This is a genomic window from Cyclobacterium amurskyense, from assembly GCF_001050135.1.
Classification (GTDB): Bacteria; Bacteroidota; Bacteroidia; order Cytophagales; family Cyclobacteriaceae; genus Cyclobacterium; species Cyclobacterium amurskyense.
The window spans coordinates 3,158,763-3,172,023 of sequence record NZ_CP012040.1 but is presented as its reverse complement, the minus strand read 5'-3'; the positions used below and the strand labels follow the sequence as shown (position 1 = coordinate 3,172,023).

General features: G+C 37.9%; 10 protein-coding genes. 6 read left to right on the top strand and 4 right to left on the bottom strand.

Annotated features, from left to right (window positions below):
• The first annotated feature begins 71 nt into the window (after positions 1 to 71).
• Positions 72 to 1,592, top strand: coding sequence for a fibronectin type III domain-containing protein (locus CA2015_RS13150; protein WP_048642330.1), 1,521 nt, complete (start codon positions 72 to 74; stop codon positions 1,590 to 1,592).
• Positions 1,593 to 1,629: 37 nt separating this feature from the next.
• Positions 1,630 to 3,483 (top strand): leucine-rich repeat domain-containing protein, encoded by a 1,854-nt coding sequence (locus CA2015_RS13145; RefSeq protein WP_048642329.1) that lies wholly within the window; start codon positions 1,630 to 1,632, stop codon positions 3,481 to 3,483.
• Positions 3,484 to 3,547: 64 nt separating this feature from the next.
• Here the strand turns inward: CA2015_RS13145 and CA2015_RS13140 are convergent, their stop codons facing one another.
• Together CA2015_RS13140 and CA2015_RS13135 are read right to left on the bottom strand one after the other, a co-directional pair.
• Positions 3,548 to 3,883, bottom strand: a complete 336-nt coding sequence (locus tag CA2015_RS13140; protein ID WP_157470466.1) for a CbrC family protein — start codon at positions 3,881 to 3,883, stop codon at positions 3,548 to 3,550.
• Between the two features lie 186 nt (positions 3,884 to 4,069).
• Positions 4,070 to 4,942, bottom strand: coding sequence for a sterol desaturase family protein (locus CA2015_RS13135; protein WP_048642327.1), 873 nt, complete (start codon positions 4,940 to 4,942; stop codon positions 4,070 to 4,072).
• Positions 4,943 to 5,390: 448 nt separating this feature from the next.
• On the opposite strand from CA2015_RS13135, the gene CA2015_RS13125 reads away from it, so the two are divergent.
• From CA2015_RS13125 to CA2015_RS13110, 4 genes are all read left to right on the top strand, one after another.
• Positions 5,391 to 7,325, top strand: a complete 1,935-nt coding sequence (locus CA2015_RS13125) for a fumarate reductase/succinate dehydrogenase flavoprotein subunit (RefSeq protein ID WP_048642325.1) — start codon at positions 5,391 to 5,393, stop codon at positions 7,323 to 7,325.
• Positions 7,325 to 8,053: a succinate dehydrogenase/fumarate reductase iron-sulfur subunit gene (locus CA2015_RS13120; RefSeq protein WP_048642324.1), complete on the top strand. Its 729-nt coding sequence runs from the start codon at positions 7,325 to 7,327 to the stop codon at positions 8,051 to 8,053. The genes CA2015_RS13125 and CA2015_RS13120 overlap by 1 nt, the downstream gene beginning before the upstream one ends.
• A gap of 9 nt (positions 8,054 to 8,062) precedes the next feature.
• Entirely contained in the window at positions 8,063 to 9,595 is a 1,533-nt protein-coding gene (locus CA2015_RS13115) for a Ppx/GppA phosphatase family protein (RefSeq protein ID WP_048642323.1), read from the top strand.
• A 219-nt stretch (positions 9,596 to 9,814) separates the two neighbouring features.
• Positions 9,815 to 11,566 (top strand): SulP family inorganic anion transporter, encoded by a 1,752-nt coding sequence (locus tag CA2015_RS13110; RefSeq protein ID WP_048642322.1) that lies wholly within the window; start codon positions 9,815 to 9,817, stop codon positions 11,564 to 11,566.
• Positions 11,567 to 11,625: 59 nt separating this feature from the next.
• Here the strand turns inward: CA2015_RS13110 and CA2015_RS13105 are convergent, their stop codons facing one another.
• Together CA2015_RS13105 and rfbA are read right to left on the bottom strand one after the other, a co-directional pair.
• A complete protein-coding gene (locus CA2015_RS13105) occupies positions 11,626 to 11,985 on the bottom strand; it encodes a response regulator (RefSeq protein WP_048642321.1) in 360 nt (119 codons plus the stop codon).
• Positions 11,986 to 12,160: 175 nt separating this feature from the next.
• Positions 12,161 to 13,030, bottom strand: coding sequence for a glucose-1-phosphate thymidylyltransferase RfbA (gene rfbA / locus CA2015_RS13100; protein WP_048642320.1), 870 nt, complete (start codon positions 13,028 to 13,030; stop codon positions 12,161 to 12,163).
• Positions 13,031 to 13,261: the final 231 nt, after the last annotated feature.

Below are 13,261 nucleotides of genomic sequence, written 5' to 3'. Positions count from 1 at the left end.
GAAAACAACCAACTTATAAATTATCATTGAACTAAGAAATCATTTTTTGATTCGAAATCAGATTTTTACTCATGAAGAATAATTTTTTAGTACTGGCGCTATTGGCAATTTTTTGTTCCTGTGAAGGAATTTCCGAAGATGATCAAATTCCAATTTCACCAGATGAAAAAAGTGACATAAATCTACCTCCAGAGAAATTCATTGTTTCTGTTGATAGTGTAACCTACGACAAAGCATTTTTGAGTTGGGAAGAATCCATAGATCCTGAGGGATTTAGAAATCAATACACAATCTTTTTGGGGGATAGCATACTATCAGAAAACCAAGTTGATACAGGCCTTGTCATTGATAGACTCAATGGATTGACAAATTACACAGGTAAAGTATTAGCTAAAGATCCTCAGGGGAATACCTACTCAGTGAACTTTGAGTTTATCACGAAAAGAGATTATCAAACCTTCTTAAAATACCTGAATTTCAGTATGGATCAAGAGTGTGTTTCTGGCTTTATCCAAAACCTTATTAAGGCACCGGATGGGAATTACCTTGCCATAGGAAAGTCATCTGAAAACGGCTCTAATTATTTCAACTTTGTTGCCAAAATTGATCCATTTGGGAATCCGATTTGGATGAAGTCGTATCCTTATGAAAATGGAGATTATTGGGAAATCCAAGCATTCTTAACTAAAACAGGTCTCTTGATCATGAGCAATCATCATGTCATCAAACTAGACAAAAATGGAAATGAGATTTGGGTAAAGGCTATTGAACTGTTCAATCGAGGTATAGGTGGAGTCGAAATTAAAGATATTGTAGAAGGAGCGAAAGAAGAAATATTCCTTATCGGTGACCTTAATTCGGAGAAGGTTGACGTAATCAAGCAGGGAGTATTGATGAAACTAAGTCCTGATGGAGAAATTGTATGGGAAAAATTCTTTGAAACATCACTACGAAGTTCTTTTAAGAGAATAGTGATCTCCCGGGAAAATAATTTAGTGATTCTTGGAGGAAAAGAAACGAATGGATGTACTAAGCAGGAATCTAATTCTGGCTATTGTGAACAAATTGATTTTTGGATTTTAAGACTTTCTATGTCAGGAGAGATCGAATGGGAAAAAACCTATGGTGATTCCAATTTTGACCTGCCGCAAACACTTATCGAGCTTAAAAACGGAAATATTGTTTTTGGAGGAATCAGTATCAGTAATTCTCAATCTTACAGTGCCCGAATTTTTGAAATTCGTTCGAATGGTGAAAAAATTTGGGACCATATAGATCCTTACCATTATTTCTATTCTGTCAAAGAAACTCCCGAGAATGGATTAATAGCAATAGGAATGGTAAATGCCTATTCTTATCAAAAAAAAATGGGGCTGGTCAAATTTGGCAATAATAGGACAGTTGAATGGAGAAAATCTTATGGCGAATCTATGACAAATGTCTCAGCTAAGGACATCTTGGTTGATGGTGACTTTGGATTTAGAATTGCTGCCAGTAGGGAAAATATGAATGCCTTTGATTGTGATCAAAAGTTGCTTTTTATAAAAGCTGATCCATGGGGATACTTTGAACATCCTAGCCTAAACGAATAAATCATTTCTTAAAATATACCTTTTAAGCTTTATGAGAATGAAATCTTTTGGTTTGCTTATCCTTTTGGCAGTGGCTCTTTGGTCCTGTCAGGAAGTCGAAGAAACTCCGCGTCCCGACCTTCCTTTTCCACCTACTCAGGGAGGTGAGGATATCCTGAATTCGTCCAATTTTTGGGTTAAGCTGGATGCTGATTCATTGCAACCCAAAGAGCAGGGAAAATGGAGCATTCTGAGTGGATTAGTGGATGATAAAGTTTACTTTTCTGATCAATCCGATCCAAAAGCTATTTTCAATGGCTTGCCCGGAGAGGAATACCACCTTTTGTGGGAATTATTGAAAGACGATAAGAAAACTGAAGATACGGTAAACGTTTCTTTTGTCCCGCTTAAAACCCAAATTACCGAGTCCAGAGCTGATTTTTATCGAACAAGGATAGAAGTATCAGGAGTAGAATACGATCGAGGGAAGTGGTCCATTATTGGAGATTATCATCACATTCAAGGCTTTAGCACTGGAACATATAAGCCACAAGATGAATATCCGGATATAAGGGTATACGCATTAGAAAAGACACCTATACAAATCGTTTGGACCACATGGTATGGCAGTGTGTCGGCTTCAGATACTTTGGATTTCATTCCGGGAGAATACCACCAAAAAGAGGCTTTGCAGGAACTTGGTATTTTGAACAATCACTACTACTACAAAGAAAATGAAAATGGAGACGTTATTGAAATAGCCATGTTAGGGGATAGAAGAGCTTCGAAGTTTGCGAATTTGGAGCTGTTTCCTGAATTGCAGGCATTAAAGCATCTGAAAAGGCTTATCCTTCCTGGAAACCCAATCAATAAATTCCCTGAAGTGATTACTAAAAGCTATCAACAACTCACCTACCTTCTCCTTTCTCATAATAGAATTCAAAACCTGCCTGAGGACATCGGGAATCTCCAAGAATTGGACACCCTCATTATCAGTACTGTTCCCGATTTGGGAAGAATACCTGAGAGCTTTGGAAATCTTAAAAAATTGAAATTTTTGGATTTAGTCAATTCAGGTGTTACACATTTACCTGAGAGTTTCGGGGAATTGACCAGTTTGGATTATGTCGACTTAGACCTTAACACTATTGAAAAACTCCCTGAAAACATTGGAAACCTTAAGAATCTCAGAACCTTCAGAGGACCATACTTGTCCAAAAGTATCCCCAATTCTTTTTCCGAATTGTCAGCTTTGGAATTTTGCTACTTTAGGGTTAATGGTCCAAATGTAATTTTACCAGAAGATTTCGGCAAACTCACCCAACTTCATACCCTTTGGCTTACTGGAGACTATCAGAGACTCCCAGAGAGCTTTTCAAACCTTATTAATCTAAAGGATTTCACCGTGAAAAACACTTCTGGGTTAAGAGAGATTCCTCAAAATTTCGGGGACCTTAGACAGTTAGAAAGACTCAGTTTGACACTAAAACTCACCACACTTCCAGAAAGCTTAGGAAATCTTAGTAGCTTGAAGTCCCTCACACTATCCGGTGAAATAGATTACTTACCCCAAAGCTTTGGAGGGCTTAGAAATTTGGAAGCATTCCGTGCTAATGATTGTAAAATTAAAGAACTTCCTGAAAGTATTGGACAACTGAGTAAGCTTAAGAGCATCAGATTGGTTTATAATCACTTGACTGAAATCCCAGCTTCCATAGGAGACCTCTCTAGTCTAACCATGCTAGCCTTGGGAAGAAACAGAATCACCAAATTCCCAGACACCTTTTATAAGCTCGCCGACACGCTTAAGCACCTCGAAATCAATGGAAATAATTATCCACCCAGCGAGGAAGAAAAAATAAAGGCCATGCTTCCATATACCCAAATTATAACTTATCTAGAGGGAGATTAATCCAAATCACAAAGCGAGATGGTATTTCTTACTAGGGTAAGTTATAAAAAGTAACTGGTCTTAATTATACCGCAGGGTGGAATATGACGGTGGTGGAATTCAATGCCAAAGTATTGAAAAGAAAGATTATATAGTTTTGGTAATCCGTTGTTATTAGCGGCCCATAAATATCAGAGTCGTCCATTAAGTTAAAATAAAATGAGTTTTTGAAAAGTTGTTCGCCTGTAGCTTTTGTCGCCAAAGAGTTATAAAATGGTCGAGAACCATAACCAATAAATTTGCAATAGTCTCCGACGACACGAGGCCAACTCCAGTCCTGCCAAGTAACCAAATGTGGTGTTGTCTTTTCCAACTCTATCGTCTTTTGATTTGCAATTTCGTCAATTTGCAACTCTGACAATGAAGGGTTAGATCAAGCCATATATGCAGACTATTATTATGTTGAAGCAATGATTCGTTTGAAAAACATTTATTTAAGAGACTTGAAATAATCGACAAGTCCGATTGAAGCTTAACTATGTAGAATCCCTGCTAAATCACAGCAGTTTTACCACAAAAATTCTTAGAACTATAAGCCTCTATTCCCCTACTTATTCTTGGTAAAAGGATAGCTAATTTGTTGCCAAAAAGTTTTAGGGAATTTTTCCACCCCATCAAAACCTAGAGGTATATCCCTGCCTTCATGAGGAATATAAGCCGTTCCAAATAAATAATCCCAAATACTTAGCGTAAGCCCGTAGTTGACCCCATAACGTCCTTCAGGAAGTTCTTTTGCGTGGTGCCAGATATGCATGATGGGATTGTTGAACAAGTATTTGAGAGGGCCATAGGTTATCCTAAGGTTGGCATGATTTAAATGTCCTATGGCTGTAGCAAAAATATGCACAATAAAAAAATCTGTTAACCCAAAGCCTATCATTGCTAAAGGAAGATATTGAGCTGTTTTGTACAGAATGGTCTCCATCCAATGAAACCTCAAATGGGCAGCAAAGCCCATTTCTTCAACAGAGTGATGAACTTTATGAAATTCCCAAAACGCAGGAACCCTATGAAGAAGACGATGTACATTCCATTGAATAAAATCGGCAACCAGAAATAATGTCAAAAACTGCGCCCAAGAAGGCCAGGTATCAATTTCTATGGCCACAACATTTTCAATTCCAAAAAGGCCAAGGAACTCATTGAAAGCCTCCACTGCCACCATAGAAATTGCATTAAATGCGATCAATGAAAATAAAAAGAAATTGAAAAACATATAAAAGCCATCCAGCCAGAAATCCTTTCTCAAGGCTGCTTGCTCTTTTCTCCAGGGAAACAACAATTCCAGTAACCACACCACCAATGAAAGTCCTACCAACCACCAGAAATAATTGCTCCAGGATGGGTACATGATCTCATTGACTAGGTAATTAAAATAACCATAGTAGGCATCTCCAATTAATTTTATATACTTCTCCATTTACTAAGTTTCAAAACTTTACCGCATCGTTTAACCTGAAACAGGCAAAACCTATCTATAAGCTGATAAAAACACTCCCTGTCTGATTCACAAAGCTCTTTGCATTCTCTTGGTTAAACCCGATTAGGTAAAAGACAATAAATTATGTGGTAAGATCACTTGCTGTATTGATTCGGGAAATCCTTTTGCATTACCCTGGACAAAAAGCCAAGGGCCCAAATTTAGCAGACAGTTTTATAACCTTATTTTTTTCAAATTGGTTTGTTCCAAAAGAAACTCAAGTCATATACCAGGTTTTTCTATACAAGAATACCTTGTTATATTATTTAAAATCGTGACTTATGTCACACTTTGAATTTAATATCATTATTAAAGGACAAAATTCATCAGAACAAAGTATAAAATTGTTATTATTAACTAGTAGAAGTAGAAATCTAATTTTTCAAGCATGTATTTCAGTACTGATAGTAAACAAATTCCCAAATCAAAAATCCCTCAAGGTGACCTGAGGGACAAATGGTCTAATTTTAAAAACCAAGCAAAACTTATCAGCCCTAATAACCGGAATAAATACCATGTCATTATTGTCGGCACTGGACTGTCCGGAGCTTCTGCAGCAGCTTCTCTTGCTGAATTAGGTTATAATGTTTCCGTGTTTTGTTTTCAAGACTCTCCCAGAAGAGCCCATTCAGTTGCCGCCCAAGGTGGAGTGAATGCAATGAAGAACTACAAAAACGATGGTGACAGTGTACATCGGATGTTTTATGACACGCTCAAAGGAGGGGATTTTAGGGCACGAGAGGCAAATGTATTTAGGCTAGCTGAATGCTCTGCAAGTTTAATCGATCAGGCTGTGGCACAAGGGGTTCCTTTTGCTAGGGAATACAGTGGGTATTTAAGCAATCGCTCTTTTGGAGGAGTCCAGGTAAGCCGAACCTTTTATGCCAGGGGGCAAACTGGACAGCAATTGCTTTTAGGTACTTACCAGGCGTTGATGCGTCAGGTAAAGGCAAAAAAAATAACCACCTATACCAGACATGAAATGTTGGACCTGGTATTAATAAATGGAGTAGCAAAAGGTATCATAGCCAGAAATCTTGACACCGGAAAAATCACTAGACACACGGCCAATGCTGTGGTTTTAGCCACAGGTGGATTCGGTAAAATTTATTATTTATCTACCCTCGCCATGGGTTGCAATGGTTCGGCAATATGGAGAGCACATAAAAAAGGAGCCTGGATGGCATGTCCCAGCTGGACGCAAATTCACCCTACCTGCCTTCCCCAATCAGGTGCCTATCAATCTAAGCTTACCCTTATGTCAGAATCCCTACGCAACGATGGCAGGATATGGGTTCCATTGACAAGAAATGACAATCGAAAACCTGAAGATATCCCTGAAGAGGAAAGAGATTATTACCTAGAAAAGAAATACCCTTCCTATGGCAACTTAGCACCTAGAGACATCGCTTCCCGTGCAGCAAAAGAGAGGATAGACGCAGGCCATGGAGTAGGACCTTTGAAAAACGCAGTTTACTTAGATTTTAAAGATGCCTTGGCCAATCAAGGGAAAGCAACTATTGCCAAAAAGTACGGTAATCTATTTGATATGTATCAGAAGATCACTGGTATTAATGCCTATAATGAACCAATGAAGATTTCTCCAGCTGCTCATTTTTCCATGGGAGGCCTTTGGGTAGATTACGAACTTAGTACCAATATCCCTGGGCTTTTCGCCATAGGTGAAGCCAATTTCTCAGACCATGGAGCCAACCGCCTAGGCGCCAATTCTCTACTTCAAGCCTGCGTAGACGGTTACTATATCCTACCTCAAACCCTCCCTCATTACCTAGCCCAATCTGGAAACCCCGAAGCTATAAACAAAGAAGATCCAGCTTTCATAGAATGTGAGCAACAGGTCACCAAGCAGTTGGAGGAATTAGGCAAAATAAATGGCAGTAAAACAGTGGATTACTTTCACCGGGAACTAGGGAAAATCCTGTATGACAAATGTGGGTTAAGTCGAAATGAAAAAGGTTTAATTATTGCAATTGAGGCGATCAGAAATTTAAAAGCTTCATTCTATAATGACCTTAAGATCCCTTCAAAAATCAATGGTATAAACGAAGAACTAGAAAAAGCAGGACGAGTAGTGGACTACCTTGAAATAGGTGAACTTATGTGCATCGATGCCCTCAGCAGGGAGGAGTCTTGTGGCGCACATTTCAGAACGGAATTCCAAACCAATGACGGAGAAGCTATTCGAAACGACGAGGAATTTAAATTCATATCCTGCTGGAAAAAATCAGACAATGTCCCACTCTTGATTAAAGAAATGCTAAACTTTGAATTTACAAAACCTACTGAAAGGAGCTATAAATAATGGATTTCAAACTTAAAATATGGAGACAAGAACAGGGTTCAGTGAAGGGTAAAATGATGGCTTATGCCGTTAAAGACATTTCTCCCGACATGTCCTTTTTAGAGATGTTGGACCAGCTCAATGAAAACTTAACCCTTAGCGGACAAAGCCCTATTTCATTTGATTCTGATTGTAGGGAAGGCATATGTGGACAATGTGGATTATTTATCAATGGTAGGGCGCATGGTCCAAGAGGTCATACCAGCACTTGCCAGCTACATATGCGTTCTTTTCAAGATGGTGAAACCATCTATATAGAACCTTTTAGGGCTGGCCCCTTCCCCATTAAAAAGGACCTAAAAGTGGATAGAAGTGCATTGGATGAAATCATAATTTCCGGAGGATATATTAGCGTAAATACCGGCCAAGCTCCGGAAGCCAACCAAACATTGATCAGTAGTGACACCGTAGAAGCTGCATTTGATGCTGCCTCATGCATTGGTTGTGGGGCATGCGTAGCTTCATGTAAAAATGCCAGCGCATCTCTTTTCACTGCAGCTAAAATCAGTCATTTGGCACAGCTCCCGCAAGGTGAATTAGAACATAAAAAAAGAACAAATGACATGGTCAATAAAATGGATGAATTGGGTTTTGGTGCCTGCTCAAATACAGGAGCTTGTGAGATAGAATGTCCTCAAGGAATTTCCATTAGCCACATTGCCTTTATGAACAAGTCTTACCTAAAATAAAAGCTACCTATGAATATTGCTGCAATCGATATTGGCACAAATAGTATCCACATGATCATTGTCAAGGTTCAATCTAGAACCCATTTTGACATCCTTATGCAGGAAAAAAGCATGGTGAAGCTTGGTGTCGGAGTTTTTTCCAATAAAGAACTCAGTAAAGAAGCCATGGATCTGGGTGTTGCTACGGTCCAGAGATACGTACAATTAGCTGATCAATATGGAGTGGATGACATAATCGTATCTGCTACCAGTGCTACGAGAGAAGCTAAAAATGGCCGGGAATTTTTGGACAGATTAATTCATGAAGCAGGAATTTCACCCCAATTAATCTCTGGTAAGGAGGAAGCCAAATTGATTTTTCTTGCTGTAAGAGAAGCTATTGCCTTAAAGAAAGAAAAAATACTCGTCATAGACATTGGTGGTGGTAGCACTGAAGCAGTCATCGGTGATCAAAACCAAATATTTTATGGCAACTCTATGAAACTGGGCGTTTTGCGCTTGCTGGACTATATAGGAGATCAAACTAAAATTGACGATAAAGCGCAAGAAGAACTCAAAGCTCACATTAAACAGGCCGCTAGTTCTGTATTAGCTAAAATTAATCAAACTGGCTTTGACAGGGTAATTGGGACTTCTGGAACTATTCGTGCTTTAGCAGAAGCCTGTTTGGTAAAGGCCGACAACCCTGCCCCTGAAATAGTCAACGCAGAGACAGTTCAACTTAAGAGCCTTGTAAAGCTACGAGACCGCTTGTTAGACGCTAGTCCCAAAGAACGTGGAGAAATCCCCGGAATAAGTAGCAACAGGGCGGATGCCATACACCTTGGCGCACTCCTACTCGTTGAAATATTAACTCAAGTTAATGCTTCCGCACTAACCATTTCAGATGCTTCATTAAGGGATGGAATGATTATCAATCACATAGAAAAGCATGGATTACAAATTGAAGAAATAAGTCAGGGGAAAAACCTTAAGGAGAAAAGCTGTTTACGCCTTGCCATAAAATATGACACTGACTTAACGGAAAAAAAGCATGTATTGGGCATTGCTTTACAATTGTTCGACCAACTTAAGCATCTTCATGGAGCTGATAATTATGAAAGAGAACTGGTCAGCTATGCTTCCTTAATCTATGACATTGGTTTATTTGTAGCCTTTCAGGACTATCACAAACATTCGAGATACTTAATCAATAACAGTCAGCTGAGGGGATTCACCAATGACGAGGTACTACTATTAGGTCACTTGGCTAGGTACCATAGAAAAAAAGGCCCTAACAAAAACCATAAGAAATATAGAAAACTGGAAAAATATCAAAAAAAGAGACTCAATCTTTTGGCTGGTATCTTAAGGGTTGCCATAGGCTTAGACAAAACAAAAAACCAATGGGTACAAAACATTTACTGTCAAGAGAATGAAAACCAGTTGCTAATAAAAGTTTTTGGTGAAGAAAACATGGATCTTGAAATCTGGGAAGCCCAGAGGTATTCCAATACTTTAGGTAAATATTTAAAAAAAGAAATTGTTTTAATGGTTGGTTGAATCAATTAAAAAGGTGACAAAAATTACTAAATCACTTTAAAAAAAGAGCGTAATTTGGAAAATATTAATCTCATGATACAAAGAAAAGAGGAAAACAAGTACTTTTTGTACTGTTGTTTCAGCAACAATAGTTGATATGGGCATCATTAAACTACAAATAGGACATCAATTCCTATTTGTAGTTAGATTTTCAATATTGACAAGAATTTTCAGAGGAGTATGCACTTAAAAAAACACTTTGCAATATTACAATGGCTCCCAAATTATAAAAGGTCAAATTTATTAGGGGATACATCTGCTGGGCTTATTGTTGCCATTATGCTTGTTCCCCAAGGGATGGCTTACGCCATGCTCGCCGGGCTAAACCCCATTCATGGATTATACGCTGTAACGCTCCCATTGCTTGTTTATGCTATTTTGGGCAGTTCTAGGCAATTGGCTGTAGGACCGGGCGCAATGATTTCTTTACTTGTGGGTGCAGGAATCAGTAGTCTAAGTCCAGAAAACTACTCAGCTTATTTTTATTATACCATCACACTGGCCTTTATGGTGGGAATAATTCAATTTTTAATGGGCCTCTTCAGGCTAGGATTTGTGGTTAACTTTCTTTCCCAACCCGTAATAAAAGGCTTCACTTCTGCTGCTGCCCTTATAATTGGCTTTGGTCAATTAAAACATTTATTAAAACTGAACTTTCCTAGTAGCAATCACATCCAAAATATTTTTATCGGTTTGGCTTCAACCATTGGCCAAACTCATTTACTTACAATGTGTATAGGCTTAGCTGGAATTTTAATCATCAAATTTGCAAAGAAAATACATCCCGCTATTCCTGGATCTTTAGTTGCCGTTATCCTAGGTATTGTTTTGGTAAGATTTTTAGGACTTACGGATGAAGGTGTGATGGTATTGGGAGAAGTACCCAAAGGTTTGCCTGGCTTATCATTACCAACTTTTGAATTGACTACCTTGACAAATTTATTCCCTATTGCCATCACCATTTCTCTGGTTGGTTTTGCCGAGAGTTTTTCAATTGCCAAAACCATAAATGCAAGGCATAAAAACTATCTGATCAATGCAAACCAAGAACTTATTGCTTTAGGAATGGCAAATATTAGTTCTTCAATGGTAAGAGGTTTCCCTGTTACTGGAGGACTTTCAAGGTCAGCAGTAAATGACCAATCCGGAGCAAAAACACCACTGGCTTCTATTATCAGTGCAGGAATAATTGTGATGACTTTGGTGTTTTTTACCAGCTATTTTTTCTATCTGCCCTACGCCATTTTGGCTGCCGTTATCATCGCTGCTGTTTCTGGCATAGTGGATTGGAAAAGCCCTATAGAGCTTTGGCATAAAGACAGAAAGGACTTTTACATGTTCACTGCCACTTTCCTGGTAACTTTAACGATGGGCATTGTCCTGGGGATTCTTTCTGGAATGATTCTTTCATTAATGTTGGTGATTTATAAGGCTTCAAGACCTCACATGGCTCAATTAGGCAGAGTCCCCGGCACCAATAACTTCAGGAATATTCAGAGGTTCAATGATTTGGAAATAAATCAAGACCTAATTATTGTAAGGATTGATGGCCCAATCTATTTTGCCAATGTGGACTTTATCAATGAGAAAATTAACCAATGGAGAGCAGAAAGATCAAACGCGATAAAAATGATTTTCTTAAACATGGAAAGTGTTACTAGCCTTGACAGTACGGGTGCGCTGACCTTACAAACCTGGATTAAAGATTGGAGAAACAATGACATTGACCTGTATATTATTGGCGCAAAAGGCCCTGTCAGAGATGTGCTTGTAAAATGGCAACTCATTGAAACAATAGGTGAAGATCATATATTTTTAGATACGCATACAGCCCTCACCTATTATGAGAAAAATATGGATGCTAAAAGTCTTCAAAAAATGGGTCCTTATGCATTGCAAAGCAATTTTAAAAACAAAAAACATAGGCCCTGAACAAAGTTCAGAGCCTATGTGCTTGCGATTATAATTAATCTTAAACCCTACAAAAAATCTTAATTCCTGAATATTTCAGGAATACATTCCTTAACTGAAAGTTTAGGAAGAAATTTCTTTACCAGTGAATTATTATTGGCCTTTTCAACATCAGATTTATCCAATGATCCACTTAATATATATACTTCTGAAGTGAGATCTGTTCCTTTTATTTCGTCTAAAAAATCCCAACCAGTCATTTGTGGCATAACTAAATCCAAGAACAAATATTTTGGATTTATTTTCGCGACTTGATGGGAGACACCAACTGCTGATGAGAATTTATGAATTCTGTAAGGTGCAGTTACACATTTTCGAATGTATTGTTCTGTAACGAAAGTACTCACCTTATCATCATCTATTATCACAATGTCCAACATCGAAATACATTTATGTTACATTAAAAATCATTTTACTCAATACAAAAGTAAGCAAAAAAAAATCACCTCCAAACTTGGAGGTGATTTTTTTATCAATTATTATGTTATTCAAATACTGATATTTGCATTTAGACCCAGAACACGCCTTAGTCTACTGAAATTCTTTAGCGAAGTTTTATTGGTTTTTATTAAGCAATCCCCTCAAATAAACACCGTAGCCGCTTTTACCTAACTTTATAGCCGCATCTTCAAGCATCTCTGCATCAATAAATCCATTCCTATAGGCAATTTCTTCAATGCATCCTATTTTCAATCCTTGCCGCTCTTCAATCACTTCAACGAATTGAGCCGCCTGTAGTAAAGATTGATGGGTTCCTGTATCCAACCATGCTGTCCCCCTGTTCAGTATGCCTACTTTAAGTTTTTCTCTTTCCAAATAGGCTACATTAATATCTGTAATCTCTAGCTCTCCCCTACTGCTGGGCTTTATGTTTTTGGCTATTTCAACGACCTCATTGTCATAAAAATACAACCCAGGAACAGCAAAATTCGATTTTGGAGTAGCTGGCTTTTCTTCTATACTCAAAACTTTATTGTTATCGTCAAACTGAACCACTCCATATCTTTGTGGATCATTGACATGATAGGCAAAAACAACACCTCCATCAGGGTCGGTATGATTTTTTAAGGTTTTTTGTAAGCCTGTTCCGTAAAAAATATTGTCACCTAAAATAAGGGCTACTTTATCCTTACCTATAAACTCTTCTCCAATAATAAAAGCTTGGGCCAAACCTTCTGGTTTTGGTTGAATGGCAAAGGTGAATTTACAACCTATTTGACTTCCGTCCCCTAGCAACTTTTTAAAGGCCTCATTGTCCTCAGGTGTTGTGATAATCATAATCTCATTGATTCCTGCCATCATCAATACTGACAATGGATAATAAATCATTGGTTTGTCATAAACAGGCATCAATTGCTTACTTACTGCAATGGTTAATGGATACAGTCGCGTGCCAGAACCTCCAGCTAAAATAATTCCTTTCATAAATACTGTTATTTTTATTGCTATTTATTATTCAAAATCACACGCAAATAAAAATGGTTTTTGGTGTGAAAACACAAAAAATTAGTTTCAAACAATTTTATCCTGTATTCTAAACAAATATTTAACTCACTAAGTTAATAAACATTGAGAACATATTTCAATAGATTATAAATTTTATTTTCAACTTATGCTTAAGATATATGCAAGAATTGGTACTTTTGAGCGTTCAAA

Excerpts from the sequence above, each read along its gene's own strand:
- CA2015_RS13150 (WP_048642330.1), top strand. The coding sequence starts at position 72 with ATGAAGAATAATTTTTTAGTACTGGCGCTATTGGCAATTTTTTGTTCC.
- CA2015_RS13145 (WP_048642329.1), top strand. The coding sequence starts at position 1,630 with ATGAAATCTTTTGGTTTGCTTATCCTTTTGGCAGTGGCTCTTTGGTCC.
- CA2015_RS13135 (WP_048642327.1), bottom strand. The coding sequence starts at position 4,942 with ATGGAGAAGTATATAAAATTAATTGGAGATGCCTACTATGGTTATTTT.
- CA2015_RS13125 (WP_048642325.1), top strand. The coding sequence starts at position 5,391 with ATGTATTTCAGTACTGATAGTAAACAAATTCCCAAATCAAAAATCCCT.
- CA2015_RS13120 (WP_048642324.1), top strand. The coding sequence starts at position 7,325 with ATGGATTTCAAACTTAAAATATGGAGACAAGAACAGGGTTCAGTGAAG.
- CA2015_RS13115 (WP_048642323.1), top strand. The coding sequence starts at position 8,063 with ATGAATATTGCTGCAATCGATATTGGCACAAATAGTATCCACATGATC.
- CA2015_RS13110 (WP_048642322.1), top strand. The coding sequence starts at position 9,815 with ATGCACTTAAAAAAACACTTTGCAATATTACAATGGCTCCCAAATTAT.
- CA2015_RS13105 (WP_048642321.1), bottom strand. The coding sequence starts at position 11,985 with ATGTTGGACATTGTGATAATAGATGATGATAAGGTGAGTACTTTCGTT.
- rfbA (WP_048642320.1), bottom strand. The coding sequence starts at position 13,030 with ATGAAAGGAATTATTTTAGCTGGAGGTTCTGGCACGCGACTGTATCCA.